This is a genomic window from Paenibacillus lentus, assembly GCF_003931855.1.
Lineage (GTDB): Bacteria > Bacillota > Bacilli > Paenibacillales > Paenibacillaceae > Fontibacillus > Fontibacillus lentus.
Genome location: NZ_CP034248.1, coordinates 3366452 through 3387428 on the forward strand (window position 1 = coordinate 3366452; position 20977 = coordinate 3387428).

Sequence of the window (20977 nt, forward strand, 5' to 3'; positions counted from 1 at the left end):
GCAATGGAGGTTATTTGGCATATACAAAAGTATATCAGCATTTCAGTCCTAAAGCCAAGGTATTGAGGCTTGACAAGTATTAGCTGGTTTTTTGTTATGTTCGTTTTCTTGTAATTTATTTAAAGTCATCGCAACTGTAGGAGGAATATAACAAGACCATCTCGAAGCAGAATATTGAATACGTGCAGCAGTATCTAGCCGAAATCAATCTATATCGTGGCGAAATAACGGGCAAATATAGTCCTGAGCTGCTAAGGGCGGTCGAAAGATTCCAAGATAACTACAACTCTAGTGAATTATCTGCGGAGCTTCAGTATAAGTTCGACGAGGTGAATGGCAAGATCGATCATAGAGTCTTAAATTTGATTTATATGAAAAAGGATCTCGTCGAAAAATCGCCTCGTAACCTGGATATGTGTCTGATACCCGGGGGCTTGAAGGATACGCGAAGTGTATTTGAAAAAACGATATACTACTTCAATAAATCCATAGACAGCTTCAAGGAAATCGGCTCTGATATTATGGTGGCAGCAGATGAACGAGCGAATAAGGCGCTGGATTCACCGGGCGATTTTCTGAATTATATTAGCTTCGGCATCCCCAAAGGAATTTATGATGGCTATGCTTATCGAGCTGAGAACAGGCATGAATCTGCTTATACTTATATTGATTGGCTATCCTCCGGAGTATTGTCCGGGGTGTATGAACCGTTTGTAGGCGCCTTTAACCCGGACGATCCATATTCTAAAGAGCATTGGCTAGATAGCATAGGGCTGGCCGCTCAAATTGTAGGTCTTGGGGCTGCAAGAATGCAGCTTAAATCAAACTCCACAGGCAGCGGCGGATCACTTAACGCTAACACTAACGTAGACTTAAATAAGACAAAGAAAGTAGAAACTGAGCCGAAAAAGACGAATCCAGATCCAGTAAATAATTCTTTGGATAACAAGGGGAAAGATGAATTACGTGCACGGGTTGAGGCAAATATTGAGCAGAGCGCAGCTGCAAGAGAAGCGTCCAGGTTCGACGAGTATTTGAAGAAAGAGAAGGAATTGCTTGAAGCTATAGAGAAAAAGAATGAGGGTATGGGTAATGGTGTTAGTCGTAATACCATTATTAACTCAGCAACACAGGCTAAAAAAGGCGGAGAGACTGTTGTAGGACATGCTCTACAAAAACATGCAGGAAGAAATCCTGAAATTTGGGGTAAAGTTAAGGGTGGCTCAGACCAAATTAATCAGACAGCACAGAGGCATTTAGAGGAAATTATTGATGCTCCGGGAGATTTCGTTAAAGTTACAAACAATAGGGGAATCACATTCCTAGAAAAGAAATTACCTGATGGACGGGGAGTAAGACTTAATCAAGACGGAACATTTAAGGGCTTTATTGACCAATAAAAGGAGTGGATAGTTTGGAAAACCTTGAAATTATATTAGAGGACTTCCGAAAAGATGAGTTAGACAAGTTAATTTATGATGAACTTAAAATTAACTCATCAGAAGTTAAATCCTCCCATTTCTTTGACAACAACAATGGAGCAGATATTGAATTTCATCAAATCAAAAGTTTCAGGGAAGTACTTTCACCGATTGGAACGGGAAATGTATTTCTGAACCAAATGGAAATAGGATGTAGTATAAAAGATGTGATGGTAATATTTTCCTTTGATAAAGAATTTGGGGATATTACATTTAATTTTTCAGAGAATGAGCTATACGAGGGCAAGAGTTCTGAGGTAAGGCTGAAAGCCAAAAAAATATTAGAAACTCTAGTAGGTCTAAAAGACAAATTCAATATTCCAAATATCAGAATCGGTTTTGAGCCTGCATCTGACGATGACACTTGCCTAGTTGAGATTGGTGAGGAAGTAGTTGATTTAGAGAGTGCTGTAGAATTTATTTTGAGCTAGTACCCAAAACCTTAAGGGGCGTACCACCCTCTTAAGGCTCTTTTTTTGGTGGGGCTACCCAGTGGCGAATGAACCCATTATTCAATCAATAACACTTTTAACCCTTTTAATACCCGTATGAAAATTTCTTCATTCCAATTGTACGCACTTTTCAGATTGACAAATATAACCTAAATAACGCAATAGGGTTACATTAAACTGGTCGATTTTGGTTAGATACCACCATCATTGACCTGTTTTCTATTATCTTTGTTTTCTCCCTTGCCTATGAAAATAATTGATTTCTGTAAATAATTTTCGCAACTATTAAAGGGGGGAGTGGCGATTACTATGACGAGAAGGTTGTCCGAAGAAAAGAAAAACCTTTGCAACTATTCCCATCGTTACCCCGATAGCAAGTGTACTAAGGCTAATCCTCTAAGACCAGGAGGTCTTTAATGTCGATGTCCAATGCTCTGCAAATCGTTTCTAATGTCTCGAAATATGCACTGTGTGTGTCAAAAAACATGTGTTGCTTGAAACTAAAGAAAATGGATTAAACCTTATTTTTGATGGGGAAATACTCAAAAATGGGAATGCCAATGGTTTTCATTATGAAGGGATGCCAAATAGTAATGGTAAAATTGTCGGGAATGTTGACCCACCTAATGAGTTTGGTGTTTATCAAGCCAATGTTGATATTAATGGAGTAAAAGAAAGAGAAAGAATTGCTTGAAGCTATAGAGAAAAAGAAAACAAGCCAGCCTCTTGAGGGGACGGGTAATAGTAGATTACCTGACAGTATGTTAGGGAAAAATGATACAGACCCATTTAGAGAAATTTATGGTCCTGGGCAATTAAATATATATGAAGATGCTTCAATAAGTGCTCTAAGACATGAATATCAACATTTTCTAGACGATATGGCAAAAGGCTACCCTATATTGGATGTTACTTATGAGTTTAAAAATAGAATTATTATGGAACTCAGAGCATACATGGTTGAAATAAAAGAGGCTGACCGAATCGGTAACAAGGCTCTTGCTGAACAACTGTGGAACAACTATAGATCTGAAAGGCAATATCTAATAGATAACTTTAGTCCAATAAATGAATAAGAGGAGCGATGAAGAGTGAAACCTTTAAGTTTATCGAAGGAAATAAGAGAAGGTAAATTAAACGATATTGAAATTATCAAGTGTTTAGATATTCATCATAATCAGGTTTTAGTAAGTGCTATCTATTTAGCCCCCAAATGAACTTGGACAGTACACCCCTTATTCCGATAGAATGAAATCAGTCGGAGGGGAACGCAATGGAAAGAAAACGGTATGATCTGAACTTCAAGAAAAAGGTTGTATCCAAGGGGCATGAAATCGGCAATATGACGGCAGTAGCCAGGCAGCATGATCTTGATCCGAAGATGGTGCTGCGCTGGGCAAGAGAATTGAAACGCAAGGATCTTGACGAATTGGATGGCGATGCTTTGAAGCATGCTTCATTCGTTCCTACAGCCTCAGATTATGCAGCCTTGGAGAAGGAGCACGAGAAGCTTAAGAAGCTCTATGCAGAGCAGGCGCTAGAGAGGGAAATCCTCCGTGACCTGTTAAAAAAAACGAACCCACACTTGCGGATAAAATAGAAATTTCGCAGAAATACATCATGCAGGGCTATTCAATCAGCCTTGTGCTGCGCATTCTGGAAGTGGAGCGTTCCACATATTATGCACATGTGAATCGCCCGAATCAGCAAACTGAGCGAATCCTCAGGAACGGTCGCTCCGCGCCTGGTTACTCATATACGCAAGACAACAAGCGAATTAGCGATGAGCAAATCTGTGAGTGGATCATGGAGCTGTTGGCCGATGAGTACACGTCTGTCTACGGATACCGCAAGCTGACAAAGATGCTGAGGCGCCAGCACCACCTTGTGATTAACAAGAAGAAAGTCTATCGGCTGTGCAAGAAAATGAATGTGCTTCGCCCTCAGCGGAAGCTCAAGGCCAAGCATCCGAAACGACTCGCAAATAACAAAGTCATTACCGCTTCCAATCAACTGTGGGAAACGGATATTAAGTATGGTTGGCTCGAAGGTGAACAGCGCTTTTTCTTCCTGATGAGCATCATCGATGTGTTCGACCGAGCAATTGTTGCTTATCATCATGGCTTGTCCTGCGAGGCTAAGGATCTGGTTCAAATCACGCAGGAGGCACTAATGAAGCGCCAGCTCTTTGACAAGGCGAATCGACCAATTATTCGATCGGATAACGGTCCACAGTTCATTAGCCATCGGTTTGCGGAGGCTTGTGAACAGTTTGGAATTATCCACGAACGAATACCGCCTAAGACGCCGAATAAGAACGCCCACATCGAGTCTTTTCACTCGATCCTTGAATCGGAATGTTACCAGCGCCACGATTTTGAGAGCTACCAACAGGCATATAAGATCGTTAGCGGTTTTATCTACAATTACAATCGCAATCGCATCCATGGAAGCATATATGATATGTCGCCGTACGAATACATGGAAGCAGTCCGGCAAGGCAATGTAAGACCCAAGGAAATCAACGTGTAAGGCATGATCGTCATCAGATGAAAAACTATGAAACATCGAGCGATTCTATGCAATCATTCGAATAAGAGGTGCTGTGTCCAATATTAGGGGGTTAACCCGCTATAAGCCAGATTGTCAGCAGAAAAATGTGTAACGAAGAGATCATTTCTAAACTTTCTTACATCAGCAAATTTAGAGACCCTAATGTAAATAAACTCTTTGGAATCGACACCATAGGGCATTATAGCATAGCGGCACTTTTGGCTATTGATACTCCTGAATCGAAAAGCAAATATGAAGAATTAATGGCTGATCTTGATGAGTGGGATCAAGAAATTGTGGAAAGAATTGCAGCAGGCATGAGTTAGTTAATAACGGTGGTGGGGCTACCCATTGCCGAATAAATCAACAACAATTTAGGTTTACACAAGCAAAGGCTTATTTTAACTTGCATCGTAAGTTGGAATGGGCCTCTTTTACATATTGCCTAATTCAGGGAAGACGAGCAAATCAACGCCTATTTTGAAATGCTGCAGAATGGAAATGCTGAAGAGCGTTCATTTGCTGAACAGCAGCTTATGTTAATTAAAAGTGCCTTCGATCAAATTGCTCAATACCAAACGGAATATGCGATATATAGCAAGTTTGGCAATCAGAAGTATATGGATGAAGCTCATCAATTGGCGGAGCAAGCACGGGCACAGCTATCAGCGCTTGGCGTATCGGAGAAGTGGTATGCAGCCGATGTCAATTTAAGAGCTCATTTTATGGGCTCACCGCTGCGTGCGCTTCGGTATGACCCCTACAAAACAGATGGCTCGGCCATGCCTGCCCTGAGTGAACAACGTTTCGCCATTGCATTAGGCATGATTAACTTGAATTATCAAAACTGGGCAAGAGATCGCTATGAATTCATTGAGGCAGGAGCAATTGCAGCAGAAGCAAGACGAAAAGAAATTCCACTTAAAGTAGAGGAATATAACAAGACCATCTCGAAGCAGAATATTGAATATGTGCAGCAGTACCTAGCCGAAATCAATCTATATCGTGGCGAAATAACGGGTAAATATAGTCCTGAGCTGCTCAGGGCGGTCGAAAGATTCCAAGATAACTACAACTCTAGTGAATTATCTGCGGAGCTTCAGTATAAGTTCGACGAGGTCAATGGCAAGATCGATCATAGAGTCTTAAATTTGATTTATATGAACAAGGATCTCGTCGAAAAATCGCCTCGTAACCTGGATATGTGTCTCATACCCGGGGGCTTGGAGGATACGCGAAGTGTATTTGAAAAAACGATAGATTACTTCAATAAATCCATAGACAGCTTCAAGGAAATCGGCTCCGATATTATGGTGGCAGCAGATGAACGAGCGAATAAGGCGCTGGATTCACCGGGCGATTTTCTGAATTATATTAGCTTCGGCATTCCCAAAGGAATTTATGATGGTTATGCCTACCGAGCTGAAAACAGGCATGAATCTGCCTATACTTATATTGATTGGTTATCCTCGGGAGTATTGTCCGGGGTGTATGAACCGTTTGTAGGCATCTTTACCACGGACGATCCATTTTCCAAACAGCATTGGCTAGATAGTGCAGGGCTGGCCGCTCAAATGTTCGGCATAGGGTATGTAAGAATGCAGCTTAAATCGAACTCCAAAGGCAGCGGCGGATCACTTAACGCTAACACTAACGTAGACTTAAATAAGACAAAGAAAGTAGAAACTGAGCCGAAAAAGACTAATCCAGATCTAGTAGATAATTCTTTGGGGAATAAGGGGAAAGATGAATTACGTGCATGGGTTGAGGCAAATCTTGAGCGGAGCGCAGCTGTAAGAGAAGCGTCCAGGTTCTACGAGTATTTGAAGAAAGAGAAGGAATTGCTAGAAGCTATAGAGAAAAAGAATGAGGGTATGGGTAATGGTGGTAAAAAATTCTCAGACATGAGTGCTGATGAACAATTAGCTATAGCAAAGCATTATTCCCAGAGAGCACCAATCGAAATACCAGAAAATGCGAACATGAAGGCTAAGTCAATGGCTGATGGATATGAACAAATAACCTACAAATGGAATGACGGGACATATAAATACGAAGTAAGATGGCACACTAGAACCTCTGGAGCACCTGCTGACCAAGGAAACACTTGGGTAATTCAAAGGACAATCCCAGGTAGTGGTGGGAACAAACCACAATCCTTCTTCAAGATTGGAGAAAATGAGTGGGTCGAGGGGTACAGATGGTATGATGCAATTGCCGCCAGAAAAGCGGGAACTGCAACTCCAGAGCAAGTTAGAATTTTAGACCAAGGACATTGGAAGGAGTAAAGTATGAAAACGGATATAGTTAATGATTCCTACTATACAGGATTTGAAGGCGAGCCTGAAATTGCTTTTGTCTATGAAAAGCTCAATGAAAGACGGGTTCTTAAAATGTGGACTGGTTATTTTGAAACCATGTTAGATTTAATGTGTCAGTATGAAGCTTACAATGATGGTATCTTGCGTGAATATTACGTTCAAGAAGGTTGGTACGAGGAAAGTCCTTGGGAATTAACAAATCTTGATGCTACTATTCAGTTATTTAAATCATTTAATTTACAAAACGTGGATGTAAAGGCAGTTGAAGCATCTCCGAATATAGTACCCACACTACCTAAAGTTGCATGCGAGATTACACAGTTTTTAGAACATGCCAAGAGTAATGAAAGTAATGTATATATTGTTTATGATTAATCGTATATGTCCCGCACCGCGCACCGCCCAATTAGCGGGTGAGGAATAACGAAGCCAAGCAAATTCGGCAATCTATGGTACTGGGTAAATAGAACTCGGTTGATTAGTGTGAAGCGATGCGCTAACATATTTAAAAATTTGGGTTTTGCCGTTATGGCAAGCCTGTTACTTAATGATCGGATTATTCCAATGTGACAAATTCAAGACTCTAAAAACGCCTTATGCTTTGTATGTCTGGTGTGATTCCTGCTTGTAGAGTGTCTAACCTATAAAGGAAGACAACATGGACGAATATTGTTTGGATTAACCGAACAAAAATTACTCGCCATGGTTGAAGTATCTGATATTAGCAAAACAGAACATGAACAATTAAAACTTGCTTTAAATGTTTAAAAATTTTGGGCCACCCATTACCGAATAAATCACAAAAATTTAAGTTTAAACAAGCAGAGACCTATTTTAACTTGTATCGTAAGTTGAAATGGGTCTCTTTTTCATATTGCTTAATTTATGGTTGATTATGGTCAGTACCAATCATAATTATTTCCGCTAAAAAGTTGAACGGTCTGCCTTACCCCACTTTAAAATCGGTTATATTCTTAAGTAATGAGAAATCGACCGACGATCCTATTGGATATGGACTCAACTTGAAGCTTTTTGGCCTAATTGATCTCGTTAAGTATGCGATAGAGCAGGCCAAGGAAATGACACTGGAATCCAGACTGAGCCAATTTAGGGAAGACGAGCAAATCAACGCCTATTTTGAAATGCTGCAGAATGGAAATGCTGAAGAGCGTTCATTTGCCGAACAGCAGCTTATGTTAATTAAAAGTGCCTTCGATCAAATCGCTCAATACCAAACGGAATATGCGATATATAGCAAGTTTGGCAACCAGAAGTATATGGATGAAGCTCACCAATTGGTGGAGCAAGCACGGGCACAGCTATCAGCGCTTGGCGTATCGGAGAAGTGGTATGCAGCCGATGTCAATTTAAGAGCTCATTTTATGGGCTCACCGCTGCGTGCGCTTCGGTATGACCCCTACAAAACAGATGGCTCGGCCATGCCTGCCCTGAGTGAACAACGTTTCGCCATTGCATTAGGCATGATTAACTTGAATTATCAAAACTGGGCAAGAGATCGCTATGAATTCATTGAGGCAGGAGCAATTGCAGCAGAAGCAAGACGAAAAGAAATTCCACTTAAAGTAGAGGAATATAACAAGACCATCTCGAAGCAGAATATTGAATATGTGCAGCAGTACCTAGCCGAAATCAATCTATATCGTGGCGAAATAACGGGTAAATATAGTCCTGAGCTGCTCAGGGCGGTCGAAAGATTCCAAGATAACTACAACTCTAGTGAATTATCTGCGGAGCTTCAGTATAAGTTCGACGAGGTCAATGGCAAGATCGATCATAGAGTCTTAAATTTGATTTATATGAACAAGGATCTCGTCGAAAAATCGCCTCGTAACCTGGATATGTGTCTCATACCCGGGGGCTTGGAGGATACGCGAAGTGTATTTGAAAAAACGATAGATTACTTCAATAAATCCATAGACAGCTTCAAGGAAATCGGCTCCGATATTATGGTGGCAGCAGATGAACGAGCGAATAAGGCGCTGGATTCACCGGGCGATTTTCTGAATTATATTAGCTTCGGCATTCCCAAAGGAATTTATGATGGTTATGCCTACCGAGCTGAAAACAGGCATGAATCTGCCTATACTTATATTGATTGGTTATCCTCGGGAGTATTGTCCGGGGTGTATGAACCGTTTGTAGGCATCTTTACCACGGACGATCCATTTTCCAAACAGCATTGGCTAGATAGTGCAGGGCTGGCCACTCAAATTGTAGGTCTTGGGGCTGCAAGAATGCAGCTTAAATCGAACTCCAAAGGCAGCGGCGGATCACTTAACGCTAACACTAACGTAGACTTAAATAAGACAAAGAAAGTAGAAACTGAGCCGAAAAAGACGAATCCAGATCCAGTAGATAATTCTTTGGCTAATAAGGGGAAAGATGAATTACGTGCATGGGTTGAGGCAAATATTGAGCAGAGCGCAGCTGCAAGAGAAGCGTCCAGGTTCGACGAGTATTTGAAGAAAGAGAAGGAATTACTTGAAGCTATAGAGAAAAAGAAAACAAGCGAGCCTCTTGAGGGGAGGGGTAATCTAGTCTTCAAATCAGATTATGATGACCATTTAATAAACGTTAAGAAATTTGACCGAGATCCATCAAAAGGTATTACAGGCGGTCACAATATGGATGAGTTCTACAATTATTTCAGGAATGTTTTGAAGTTAGATGATGTGGACTTTATTAACAAGGTAACACCGCACCCCACAATTGACGGAATTATTGAAATTAATTACAAGATACCTAAACTTGATAATAAGGGCAACTTGACTGGAGAGTATAAGTACTTCAAAAATCCCAAAACTGTGTATGACCCATCCAAAATTTCTGAGACGACAATAATCGAATGGGGTAAAGCCGCTATGCAACAAGGAATTGATGCTGGTAGTATTGTCGGAAGAAAAATAACTGGTATTGCTCAGACTGTTGAAGTAATTGATTTTCTATGCAAGAAAACATACTTTCCACGGAAATCCAGAATCGAAAGGATTAAAATATAAGGTGAGTTCCCGTTTGTACGAGAAAAAAGCTTGGCTAGGTGCCTTGCTATTTTCTTAATGTTCTGCACTATGGCAGTCATCAGTGCTTGTTCCTGCACTTTTTCCCGGCCACGCAAACGGGAAATGCGAAGCCCATGGAGCACTTTGGCATCCGCGAAGCTTCGCTCAACTGTTTTACAACGGAGCTTATACAAGATCTGTCCTGAAGAGCTACGGTAATTCGCTTCTACTCGCTCTTTAAACCCTTCCCAAACATGCCGCTGAATTTTACGTTTACGATTTTTGCTTGATGTACAGCTATCCAATAATGGGCATTGGCCACATAAGTCAGGGTTGGACATATATTCTTTGTATCCATTGCGATTGGTTGTGTGGTAAGTCAGCTTAGATCCATTGGGACATATATAAGCGTCTTGTTGCGGGTCATAGGAAAACTCTTCTTTGGGTATAGTCCCCTCTGCTGTAGGGGCATTACGAGTAGCGATGACACTGAAAATACCCATCTCGCTTGTTTTTTTTGCATATGTAGGGCGTCATATATCCTGAATCCAAAGCAACAGCTTCTAACGTATTGTGAAAGTCAAATGTATCGATCTGTCTTTGAAGTCTTTCTATATAAACGGTTGAGTCATTCACATTTCCAGGGGTAACATGGACATCCGTAATGAGATTGAATTTGTGATCGACTGTACGATGATCCAAATAATAAAACCCTTCGGGTTTACCTTTACGCTTCATAAAGCCACTTTCTGGATCGGTGTTACTCACTCGCAGTTTTTTTTCAATCGTTTCGTTTTTCACGGGCGGCAGCGGCTTTTTTCCATGACGCTCTCGTTCTTGATTAACAGCTGTCTCCAATTCTTTTAAATATTCAAGGGGCGTTTCCGTCACAACTTGCATCGATGAACGATTTTTATTCGCGTTAGCTTGGATGTGCGTTGAATCAGTAATGAGAACACGTCCCCCTACCATGTTATGACGGATGGCCAAACGGACTACTTCGTCAAAAATGTCTTGAAAAATGGTAGATCCTTTGAATCGCACATTACGGTTGTAACTAATCGTCGAGTGATCCGGCACAGGATCCGTTAAGCCTAGACCGAGGAACCAGCGGTAGGCTACGTCCGTTTTAATTTCTTGCTCTAATTGCCTTTCGGAGTGAATGCCATACAAATAACCAATCAGCATCATTTTGAAAAGGCGAATCGGGTGAATTGGAGGCCTCCCTAATGTGCCGTGATAGTAGGGGCGAGTCATCTCCGTAATAAATGAAAAATCTACGTTTTCATCAATGATTCGTAGTAAATGATCTTTTGGTACAAGCATATCTATACTAACCAATTCAATTTGATTTCTATCTTGTTGAATGTTAGGCAATTCGCACACCACACTTTCAATATATTACCTATATTATACCAAATTAACGCGGTAATGTGATCTAGATAGGGGCTTTTTCAACAGTCTGAGAAATACAGTTAGCTCATACTTGCGAGAGATATTGACGCCCCGCCACTCCTCTATCCAATTTGTGAAGAGTTCATTAGCTGAATCACTGTTGATACTTATGTCATCAGTGCTTTTTGCATTTTCGGCACAGTATTTTTATCGCGTATCATCAAAGCTGAGAAGGATATTTCTAAAGTATGCCAGATCACGGAGTGTTTTTATAAATAAATCACCATGATAACTCACCCATTGATATTAAAAAAATTGAGCATTTTGCATAATTCCATATATGAGAATTGAATAGCAGGACCTAGACCAACGAAGATCCATATCCAGACGACGATGCAAGCCACTAAATGTATCAATGTTCTCTAGCGGTGCCGCAAGCAATGCGCGAAGAGTCCCTTGTCGACAGTGCCCATCGGCACCTCGGGGTGAATGACTTCTCAGTTCTTTAGCATAAGGTCGTAAGTTCAGGGCGCTGGAGAAGATAGCAAACGATCTTTAAATTCATGTTTTTGAAGTTTTTCAAGGGAAATAGACTTACTTGTAGAATATCTTTCTTGTAGAATATACATAGTGACTTCCCCCCTTGGTTTTTCTTATTTTGTCACTTGAAATCTTCTCCAAGTTGGGGTGAAGTCCTTTTTAATGTTTGAAAACCTTTGTCTAGCAAGGGTTCTGGTTAATGCAAAATGCTTATTTATGTAATTCATTGATGTTATCATGAAAAACAAATAAGTTTGTAGAAAGTCTGGTTGCAAGAAGCCAGACTTTCTACAAACATTGGAGGGCTACTATGCTTGAGACACCTCTTCAGTTTAACGAATGGCATAAGTTAATGAAGCTAAGTGATAGGCAGATTGACTATTTTCATCCCTTATCGTCACTTATTCCAGTTTACGTTTTTCGAATTCTGTAGTTCAACAATCTAAAATTATTTCTTCATTTCATGACGAATTCCCTGAATCCCTCGAAATGCTTTCTCTAGACGCAATAAATTTTGAATCATTCGATAAATTAGTACGCAATATTCTTAGAGATATTGACTTTAATACAGAGGACATACTATATTCTTCAATTAAACAGAAATTGTGTGTAAAAATGTCAATGGATCTGTTAGAATATTCCAAAAGTGATATTTCAAAAATTTATTTGCAAAATATATCTATATAGCAAATAAGATTAAAACCTAATAATAGACGATCAATTGTTTCCAATGCATTCTTATTGGATTCGTTTCATAAATTGGTCGACATGAAGCTTAATCTTATAGAATTTCTCTCAAAAAAGATATTATTAACTATATTGGATTTGAGCCCATGATCATGTAGAAACATCAGAAGAACCTGGCAGGCATCGAAGACCAGATCATTGCCCTTTACGCTAAAGGAGTCTGCACGCGAGAAATTCAGGAGCATCTCAAGAAAATGACCGATGACCGCTGCCGTGAAGCCGATCTACAAAGCAGCAAGCAGCCACAGAGGAAGGAACTTTTTTTATAGTAGACCATGTTTTACATAATAAAGATACAATTATTGATTATCTGGCAATTTTAAATAATTATCCAGTGTTCTTTGTTGCCGTGCATTGTCCTCTTACAGAGCTTGAACGTAGGGAACAGGCAAGGGGAGATAGACAAATAGGGCTTGCAAAAAACAATTAAAATTTGTTCACCAGCAGAATGAGATGAATGAGATCTACGACATAGAAGTTGATATATACAAAGATTCTATTGAATCCTGTGTAAAGTTGATTATGGAAAAGCATCTTCTACTGACCGTCCCAAAGGCTTGCTTGGCTAAAGTGAGCAATAAAATCCACAATCGCTTTATTCCCAGCATCGATGTCGAGGTTAGTAACTAAATTAGCACACAATGCCAAATAAGGAGCGGTCGTTATGTTGTTCGAATCATCAAGAATCAGATTAAGAAAAATGACGCACGAAGATACAGAGCTGTATCACACATGGAGAAATGATATGGATGTGATGCAAACCACCAATCCGTCGTTAGACGTTTATTCCCTGGAGGAAACGAAAGTATTTGTTGATCAGGTCATCCTTGGGGCGCATTCCGCTAAAAGCTACATTATGGTTGATAAAATCAATGAAACGCCCATTGGCGTTGTCTCCTTAATCCTAATTGACTATAAAAACAGAAATGCGGAGTGCATTATTGACATCGGAGAAAAGGAATATTGGGGAAAAGGCTACGGTTCAGAAGGACTGAAGTTACTGCTGGACTATGCTTTTTATGAAATGAATCTGCACAGGGTATCTCTTAAGGTATTTTCGTTTAATGACAGGGCGATTCATCTGTATAAAAAAATCGGCTTTCAACAGGAAGGAGTGATCAGGGAATGCCTATTTAGAGAAGGAAAATGGGTTGATATCATACAAATGGGTATTCTCCAGGATGAGTATTTTAACAAGTAAAATGAAAGGCTGTCTATGATGGTTGAGTCCCCCTTTCTAGAGTCGAGGTACCGATTTTTTTCGTTGATACGTGGATAACACGACTCTTCCTACAATGAATAAGGATCCAAGTAGTTCTATGCCTGTAATCGGCTTGTATAAGATGACAAACCCTAAAATCATGGCTACAACGTTCCATTTTAAAATATCCTGTTGAAAAAAAATACGGGCCATGAGGAGAGCAGCTGCAAACGGTTCCTTCTCAATATTTATTTTGAAAAAAAATGTACAAAAAAGCGGCTGCTGAAGCCCAGCAACCGCATTTTTCCCTGTTTATTGAACTCTCTTGCGCAGCAGCACGAGCAGCCAGATGATGGCTGTGCCGAGGATCGCGTGGCCGAGCCCAGCGATGTGCGGCAGGAAGCTGATGTCGGTGCCGTTGATTTGCAGCATGCCGCGAACCGCCATAGCGCCGATGGTAATGAAGAGGCCCAGGTTATACACGATATACCATACTCCAAAGGACTTCGCTTCATGCACCTTGAACAGCTTGGCAAGAATCAGGGCGATGGTAAAAAAGAGGAAGCCCAGCACTAAAATATGCGTATGAAGGGCAACGAGGACGGTTTCCCCGCTGAAGTTGCTATGCTTGGTAATCTCGCGATAGGCAATGCCGGCAAACAAGCCGAGGATGGCGTAGAAGAAGGACGTATAATACAACTTTTTCATGATTGGTTTCTCCTTTAAAAAAATTTTAAAATTTACGGTCAGTATAGCACGGCTAAATGAACTCCATATGAACACATTATGATAACATTTTAACAAAGTGGAATGATTCATCTTCATGCAAATAAAAAAGCAGCCGCTGACATTGGGTCAACAACTGCCTGCCTAAAGATATGGCACTCTGCATGTTTATACGCGTATGCTATAGGATAAACCAAAATATAAATGATGAATTGCTGTTCTACTCTCTACCGTCAACGATAAGCTCGAGTTCTCCGGTTGTGGAGTCAATCAGCATGCCGTGAACAGGGATATGTGCTGGCAGAAGCGGGTGATTTTTAACGATCCCAACGGTATGGATAATGCCCTCTTTTTCGTCATTGAAGCCGCGGAGCCATTTTCTCAGTCGAATTCCCGAGTTCTCCAACGTGCTCAGTATGTCATCTGAAATTCCGCGCTCTCTCATTTCATTAATCATATGCTCTGAGTTCAGAGATGCCATGCCGCAGCCGGTATGGCCGACGATGAATACCTCTTCAGCTTGTAGCTCGTAAATGGCGAGCAACAGACTCCGCATTACGGATCCAAAAGGCTGAGAGATGACGGCCCCTGCATTTTTAATAATTTTGGCGTCGCCATTACGCAGGTTCATGGCTTTAGGCAATAGCTCGACGAGTCTTGTATCCATACATGTTACGATGGCGATTTTCTTATCGGGAAATTTGTCCGTGATATATGCTTCGTATTCTTTGTCAGTTACAAATTTCTTGTTATGCTCCAGAATAGTTTCAATTTGGCTCATAGGGTCAGCTCCTTTTGCTAAGTTGCAATCAAGTTTAAAATTTCATTAGAATCATCATTCAATACATCGATTCAAAATTTGATTATACGTGGTGTAAAAAGTATCATCAAGGGGTGGGTATAAATTTCTGGATAGGGGTGGGAAATAATATGAATCAGACAACCGCTTCGACTTGGAAACAATTTGATGAATTACAACGGAAAATTAAAAGTTATCACGAAGCTGTAGCTCTGATGCATTGGGATCTTCGCACAGGTGCACCGAAGAAAGGGGCGCAGGGGCGTTCCGAGACGATCGGCATGCTCATGACGGAAGCCTTCAGGCTTCAGACATCGGAAGAGATGGGGAATTTCCTCACCTATTTAAATTCGCCGGCCGTTTTGGCCGAGCTTGATGAAATCAAACAACGGATCATTACCGTTACTCAGGAGGAATACGATCGCAGCGTGAAGATTCCGCCGAAGAAGTACCAGGAATATACGGAGCTTACCGCGCTTGCGGAGACGCTGTGGGAGGACTTCAAGGAAGAAGGCGATTATGCCGGATTCGAGCCTTATTTGGCGCAGATCATTGAGAAGACCAATGAATTTATTGATTACTGGGGGTCCAAGGCAACCCGGTATGATACGCTACTTCATATGTATGAACCGGATTTGACGGTAGAGAAGCTTGATGAAGTGTTTGGACAGCTTCGGGATCGGCTTGTGCCTTTGGTCGAGGCGATTAAAGAGGCGTCTCAGGAGCCGCAAGCTTCCTTTATGAATCAATTGTTTGACAAAGCGCAGCAGGAAAAATTCGGATTGTTTATGCTGGAGCAAATGGGATATGACTTTGAAGCCGGGCGTGTCGATGAAAGTGTGCATCCTTTTGAAATTACTTTGAATCAAGGGGACGTCCGTATCACGACGCATTATCTGCAGGACGACGTGACCTTCGCATTGTTCAGCTCTCTGCATGAGGGAGGGCATGCCTTGTACGAACAGAATGTGAGTCCAGAGCTGGCAGGAACTCCGCTTGGCGAAGGGGCGTCAATGGGCATTCATGAATCCCAGTCCCGCCTGTGGGAGAATTTTATCGGACGCAGCCTTGAATTCTGGACGCGGTATTACGGCGATTTGCAGCAGCATTTCCCGGAACAGCTGAAAAATGTCACCGTGGACGAATTTTATAAGGCGGTGAATCGGGTGGAAAACTCTTTGGTCCGCATTCAAGCCGATGAGCTGACGTACAATTTGCATATCATTATCCGCTATGAAATTGAGAAGCAGCTGTTTAACGATGGATTATCGGTTAGCGATTTGCCTAAGGTGTGGAATGAGAAGTACAAGGCCTACCTCGGCTTGACACCACCGAATGACAGCTTGGGCGTGCTGCAGGATGTGCATTGGTCCGGCGGAAGCTTCGGTTACTTCCCTTCCTATGCGCTCGGAAATATGTATGCGGCACAAATTGTAAACACGATGCGTAAACAATTGCCGAACTTAGACGATTTAATTGCGGAAGGGAATTTTGCACCGATCAAGGAGTGGCTCACGGAGCAAATTTATAAATACGGCAAAAGTCAAAAGCCAGCCGAAATCATGAAGCGGGTTACGGGCGAAGAGCTCAATCCGAATTATTTAGCCGATTATTTGGAGCAGAAATATAAAGCAATCTACGGGCTGAGCTAACAGCTGAATGCAGGATAATAATGAGGAAAAGGTTCAGATTCATCTGTTTGATGAAAGAGACCGTCGCCAGCGACTATAACAGATCGCGGGTGGCGGTCTCTTTGTGCATGTCATAACCAAATGAAGGGCCGCCGCATATTCTTAACTAAAGCTTCTATTAAGAAAGAGGTGACCGAAATGTGGAATAAACGTCATGCCCTATTCTGGATTGCGCTATTTTTATTCCTTCCCGCATTTCTCAGCGGATGCGGAGGTAACGGTCAGTTGCATAAAGTTAAAGTCGGGGAAGTAACCCGTTCCGTCTTTTATGCACCGCAATATGTCGCATTGGAGAAGGGCTTTTTTGAAGAGGAAGGACTGGAGGTGGAATTGCAGACGACAGCCGGAGGGGATAAGACGATGACGGCTCTATTATCCGGTGCAATCGATGTGGCGTTAGTCGGAGCTGAAACCTCCATCTATGTCTACCAGCAAGGAGCGGAAGATCCGGTCATTAACTTTGCACAGCTTACACAGACGGATGGCACTTTTCTCGTGTCTAGGGAACAAATGGACAATTTTGACTGGTCACAGCTTCATGGGGCGGTATTCCTCGGGCAGCGCAAGGGCGGAATGCCGCAGATGGCGGGGGAATTTTCGCTGCGCAAGCATGGCATTGATCCGCACCGTGATCTAGAGCTCATTCAGAATATCGACTTTGCCAACATCGCTGCTGCATACGCCTCGGGCACAGGACAGTTTGTACAGCTGTTTGAACCGCAGGCCTCGATTTTTGAGCGCGAAGGTAAGGGACATGTCATTGCTTCCTTTGGCATGGAGAGCGGTCGATTACCTTACACGGTATACATGACGAAGCAAAGCTACATGAACAAGAATGACGAGGTCGTGCAAAAGCTCACACATGCGATCCACAAAGCGCAAATCTGGGTTCAGGAGCACTCCCCAGCGGAAACGGCGAGCGTGATATCTCCTTTTTTCAAGGATACGGATTTGGATGTTCTCGAGAGCTCGGTTAAGCGTTACTTGGAGCAAGGCTCATATGCCGAATCCCCGGAAATTACGGAGGAGGCCTGGAATAATCTGCTGGACGTCATGGAAGGAGCAGGCGAGCTAAAGGTGCGTGCATCCGTAGATGAGCTGGCTGAGAATAAATATGCGAAGTTCGCCATTAAGTCAGACCCATCGCCGTAAGGAGAGGAAGGTGTTAGGTGTATGGTGCCTATCATTCAACTAAAGCACGTTGATCTGGCTTATGTAACCGATCGTGAAGTTACGCTTGCACTCGAAGATATGAATCTGTCCGCCCAAAGCGGGGAGTTCATCAGCTTGGTCGGTCCAAGCGGCTGCGGCAAAACGACGCTGTTATCGCTGATGGCCGGATTAATCCCCCCTTCAAGAGGACTCGTACTGCTTCATGGCAAGCCCGTAAAAGGGCCTACCCCGGAAGTGGGTTACATGCTGCAGCAAGATTATTTATTTCCATGGCGAACCATTCAGGACAATGTACTGCTTGGTCTGGAACTAACTAATCTGCTTAGCAAGCAAAGCGTAGAATTGGCCGAAGATCTTTTGGAAGGCATGGGGCTTGACGGGACGTCTCATATGTTCCCGCACCAGCTCTCGGGCGGAATGAGGCAGCGGGTTGCGCTCGCTAGAACTCTCGCTACCAACCCGGACTTGCTGCTGCTTGATGAACCCTTCTCCGCCCTCGATTACCAGACGAAGCTGCAGTTGGAGGATCTGGTGGTTGATACGCTCAAGCAGCGAGGAAAGACCGGGATCCTCGTCACGCATGATCTGTCGGAAGCGATCGCTGTCAGTGATCGGGTTATCGTTCTTGGTGCAAGACCTGGCAAAATTCGCAGTACCTTTGAAGTACCGGACAATATCCGCCGGGCGCAGCCTTTTTATGCGCGGGAGGAACCGGGGTTCAATGCTCTGTTCCATGAAATTTGGGGTGAACTCGAAGCATCCGAGAGAAAGGGGAAAACCTGATGAAGGAGGAGCGCTCGGAGGCTACAGTGGCCTCCAATCAACAAGACTTAAGCAGCTTGGATTCACCGATATGGTTATCCCATAAATGGCGGCAGCATCTGCAGGCTAAACGTCGATTAAAGCGAGGAGTATTTGCAGTTCAGTCCTTGATACTACTATTTTTCATTCTCCTATGGGAGCTTGCTGGCCGACTAAAATGGGTCGATGTGCTGATCTTCAGTTATCCGTCCAAAGTCGGGCAGCAAATCGTGAAGGACGTTGTCAGTGGAGAGCTATGGCCTCATCTGGCCATGACGGTATCGGAGACCGTAGTTGGCTTTTTGTTAGGTACTTTGATTGGTACGCTGCTCGCCGTTGTCATCTGGTGGTCGCCGTTTCTGTCCAAGGTGCTTGATCCGTATATGGTCGTGTTTAACAGCATGCCTAAGGTTGCATTAGGTCCGATATTTATCGTGTTGTTCGGTGCCGGATTTACGGCAATCGTCATTACAACCTTATCCATTACCGTCATTGTTACGACATTGGTCGTATATACCAGCTTTAATGAGGTTGATGCGAACTATACGAAGGTCATCCGCACCTTTGGTGGAACTCGAAAGGACGTGTTCCAGAAAGCGATACTACCCGCTTCCTTTCCAACCATTATCTCCACACTAAAAGTTAACGTAGGCATGGCATGGGTCGGCGTTATCGTCGGGGAATTTCTCGTCGCCAAAATTGGCCTTGGCTACCTCATCGTATATGGTTTTCAAGTGTTTAATTTTACGCTGGTCTTGTCCAGTCTCGTTATTATTGCGCTGGTGGCTACAGCCATGTATCAGCTTGTTGTTTATATTGAACGGAAGCTTGTGCGCGAGCAGTAAGTATAACTACAAGATCGCAGTTCTCCCTTCGAACGTTGAGATAGCTTCAATTGTTCGTTGGCGGGTGTGCGATCTTTTTTGATATGGGAGTGACGATTATATCTAGTATGCGTCAATAGACGAAGCAGGGCTCAACCCTTGCATATCATCAGAAATGTCATTGTGCGACAGGTCATAAACATAGTACCATGCTATTCAGGGCAGTTTTTTTATATTTTAAGGATTGTAAGGCGGGATTACATGGGTTTTCGTGTCATTAAAACAGCAATTGCAACATTAATAGCTGTTATCATCGCAGACGCTTTTGGAATTGAAGGAGCGCTATCAGCGGGGCTGTTAGCTATTCTAGGAGTGGAAGTGACGAGGAAACGGAGTCTGCTGACCGTATCTTCGCGTTTTTTTGCGTCAGTTATGGGACTGCTGCTGGCGTTCGGATTATTCTACATACTTGGCTTTCAAATTTGGGTGCTCGTCCTCTATATATTGATCGCATTCCCGCTTATGGCGCGGGCGCAATTCAAGGATGGGATCGTCACTAGCTCTGTCGTCGTTTTTCGAGTATTCGGGGGGGAGGAGCTTAGCCTAAACGTGTTGCTGACACAAGTCGAGCTGCTGGTGATCGGGCTCGGATCTGCGATGCTCGTGAATTTGATCTATATGCCGAAGGAACAAAATAAACTAAGCGAAATTCGGCAGAAAATCGACGAGCTTTTCGCAGACATTTTTAGTCAAATTGCTTTGACTCTTCATCATCCGCAGCATGTGTGGGACGGGAAAGAACTGATTGAAGCTGGCGCCCTGATCGATCAAGGTCTTTCTACCGCCAAGCGAGCGCTTGAGAATCAGCTTGTCTCACCGGATGAGTCCTGGAGTGTATATTTCTACATGCGCAAGCAGCAACTAGAGCGGATCGAGTCGATACTCGAACTTATCGCCCAAGTATTTCAGCGAATGCCGCAGACGGAGATCGCCGCGATGTTGTTCGAACGTTTGAGTCTGGATGTTACGAAGGCGGAATATACCGGAAGAACGGAAGCGATGCTGCTGGAGTGGGAGCAGGAATTCAAGAAAATGGAGCTGCCATCCACGCGTGAGGAATTCGAAATCCGTTCGGCCGTTCTTCAAATTTGTCGGGAGCTCGCGATGTATTTGGAAATTGCCAAAAAAGATAAAGTTCCCGCGAAATCAAAGCGATAGACCGTTTTTCTTAATAATTTGCTTCGTCCAATCAA

Annotated in this window: 19 protein-coding genes and 3 pseudogenes; 17 read left to right on the forward strand and 5 right to left on the reverse strand. The window is 42.7% G+C overall.

Features of this window, described 5'->3' with window-relative positions:
• The first annotated feature begins 173 nt into the window (after window positions 1–173).
• Together EIM92_RS15160 and EIM92_RS15165 are read left to right on the forward strand one after the other, a co-directional pair.
• The gene (locus EIM92_RS15160; RefSeq protein WP_342772926.1) at window positions 174–1400 is read left to right on the forward strand and encodes a peptidoglycan-binding domain-containing protein; all 1227 of its coding nucleotides are present in this window, start codon (window positions 174–176) and stop codon (window positions 1398–1400) included.
• Window positions 1401–1405: 5 nt separating this feature from the next.
• The gene (locus EIM92_RS15165; protein WP_246020991.1) at window positions 1406–1912 is read left to right on the forward strand and encodes a hypothetical protein; all 507 of its coding nucleotides are present in this window, start codon (window positions 1406–1408) and stop codon (window positions 1910–1912) included.
• A gap of 409 nt (window positions 1913–2321) precedes the next feature.
• Here the strand turns inward: EIM92_RS15165 and EIM92_RS24750 are convergent, their stop codons facing one another.
• Complete coding sequence (locus EIM92_RS24750) at window positions 2322–2420, reverse strand: helix-turn-helix domain-containing protein (protein WP_125083366.1); 99 nt, start codon at window positions 2418–2420, stop codon at window positions 2322–2324.
• Between EIM92_RS24750 and EIM92_RS15175 the strand changes: the two genes are divergently transcribed.
• From EIM92_RS15175 to EIM92_RS15210, 8 genes are all read left to right on the forward strand, one after another.
• The gene (locus tag EIM92_RS15175) at window positions 2421–2627 is read left to right on the forward strand and encodes an EndoU domain-containing protein (protein ID WP_246020992.1); all 207 of its coding nucleotides are present in this window, start codon (window positions 2421–2423) and stop codon (window positions 2625–2627) included.
• Window positions 2620–3009 (forward strand): hypothetical protein, encoded by a 390-nt coding sequence (locus tag EIM92_RS15180; protein WP_246020994.1) that lies wholly within the window; start codon window positions 2620–2622, stop codon window positions 3007–3009. Before EIM92_RS15175 ends, EIM92_RS15180 begins: the two co-directional genes overlap by 8 nt.
• A 197-nt stretch (window positions 3010–3206) precedes the next feature.
• Complete coding sequence (locus EIM92_RS15185; RefSeq protein ID WP_125080997.1) at window positions 3207–3533, forward strand: transposase; 327 nt, start codon at window positions 3207–3209, stop codon at window positions 3531–3533.
• A 20-nt stretch (window positions 3534–3553) separates the two neighbouring features.
• Window positions 3554–4465 (forward strand): IS3 family transposase, encoded by a 912-nt coding sequence (locus tag EIM92_RS15190; protein WP_125080998.1) that lies wholly within the window; start codon window positions 3554–3556, stop codon window positions 4463–4465.
• A gap of 125 nt (window positions 4466–4590) precedes the next feature.
• Window positions 4591–4812: a hypothetical protein gene (locus EIM92_RS15195; protein ID WP_125083367.1), complete on the forward strand. Its 222-nt coding sequence runs from the start codon at window positions 4591–4593 to the stop codon at window positions 4810–4812.
• 210 nt (window positions 4813–5022) lie between these two features.
• On the forward strand, window positions 5023–6774 hold the full coding sequence (locus EIM92_RS23930; protein WP_211344377.1) for a peptidoglycan-binding domain-containing protein: 1752 nt from the start codon (window positions 5023–5025) through the stop codon (window positions 6772–6774).
• A 3-nt stretch (window positions 6775–6777) separates the two neighbouring features.
• The gene (locus tag EIM92_RS15205; RefSeq protein ID WP_125083369.1) at window positions 6778–7182 is read left to right on the forward strand and encodes a hypothetical protein; all 405 of its coding nucleotides are present in this window, start codon (window positions 6778–6780) and stop codon (window positions 7180–7182) included.
• A 647-nt stretch (window positions 7183–7829) separates the two neighbouring features.
• Window positions 7830–9827, forward strand: a complete 1998-nt coding sequence (locus tag EIM92_RS15210) for an EndoU domain-containing protein (protein WP_125083370.1) — start codon at window positions 7830–7832, stop codon at window positions 9825–9827.
• Between the two features lie 29 nt (window positions 9828–9856).
• Here EIM92_RS15210 and EIM92_RS15215 read toward each other — a convergent pair.
• Both EIM92_RS15215 and EIM92_RS24755 read right to left on the reverse strand, forming a co-directional pair.
• Window positions 9857–11153 (reverse strand): annotated as a pseudogene (locus EIM92_RS15215) (IS1182 family transposase); the annotation flags it as partial.
• 423 nt (window positions 11154–11576) lie between these two features.
• A pseudogene (locus EIM92_RS24755) lies at window positions 11577–11851 on the reverse strand (transposase); the annotation flags it as partial.
• A 905-nt stretch (window positions 11852–12756) separates the two neighbouring features.
• Between EIM92_RS24755 and EIM92_RS24760 the strand changes: the two are divergent.
• A pseudogene (locus EIM92_RS24760) lies at window positions 12757–12939 on the forward strand (phosphotransferase-like protein); the annotation flags it as partial.
• A 234-nt stretch (window positions 12940–13173) separates the two neighbouring features.
• Window positions 13174–13710 carry a GNAT family N-acetyltransferase gene (locus EIM92_RS15235; RefSeq protein WP_125083371.1) on the forward strand — a complete coding sequence of 179 codons (537 nt, stop codon included), beginning with the start codon at window positions 13174–13176 and terminating at the stop codon, window positions 13708–13710.
• A gap of 312 nt (window positions 13711–14022) precedes the next feature.
• Here EIM92_RS15235 and EIM92_RS15245 read toward each other — a convergent pair whose 3' ends face one another.
• A complete protein-coding gene (locus EIM92_RS15245) occupies window positions 14023–14418 on the reverse strand; it encodes a DUF2871 domain-containing protein (protein ID WP_125085210.1) in 396 nt (131 codons plus the stop codon).
• A gap of 238 nt (window positions 14419–14656) precedes the next feature.
• Window positions 14657–15217: a beta-class carbonic anhydrase gene (locus EIM92_RS15250; RefSeq protein ID WP_125083372.1), complete on the reverse strand. Its 561-nt coding sequence runs from the start codon at window positions 15215–15217 to the stop codon at window positions 14657–14659.
• Window positions 15218–15366: 149 nt separating this feature from the next.
• Between EIM92_RS15250 and EIM92_RS15255 the strand changes: the two genes are divergently transcribed.
• From EIM92_RS15255 to EIM92_RS15275, 5 genes are all read left to right on the forward strand, one after another.
• Window positions 15367–16887 (forward strand): carboxypeptidase M32, encoded by a 1521-nt coding sequence (locus EIM92_RS15255; protein ID WP_125083373.1) that lies wholly within the window; start codon window positions 15367–15369, stop codon window positions 16885–16887.
• Between the two features lie 177 nt (window positions 16888–17064).
• On the forward strand, window positions 17065–18078 hold the full coding sequence (locus EIM92_RS15260; protein WP_125083374.1) for an ABC transporter substrate-binding protein: 1014 nt from the start codon (window positions 17065–17067) through the stop codon (window positions 18076–18078).
• A 21-nt stretch (window positions 18079–18099) separates the two neighbouring features.
• On the forward strand, window positions 18100–18882 hold the full coding sequence (locus EIM92_RS15265; RefSeq protein WP_125083375.1) for an ABC transporter ATP-binding protein: 783 nt from the start codon (window positions 18100–18102) through the stop codon (window positions 18880–18882).
• On the forward strand, window positions 18882–19745 hold the full coding sequence (locus tag EIM92_RS15270; protein ID WP_125083376.1) for an ABC transporter permease: 864 nt from the start codon (window positions 18882–18884) through the stop codon (window positions 19743–19745). Before EIM92_RS15265 ends, EIM92_RS15270 begins: the two co-directional genes overlap by 1 nt.
• A gap of 240 nt (window positions 19746–19985) precedes the next feature.
• Window positions 19986–20942 carry an aromatic acid exporter family protein gene (locus EIM92_RS15275; RefSeq protein WP_125083377.1) on the forward strand — a complete coding sequence of 319 codons (957 nt, stop codon included), beginning with the start codon at window positions 19986–19988 and terminating at the stop codon, window positions 20940–20942.
• The last annotated feature ends 35 nt before the right edge of the window (window positions 20943–20977 follow it).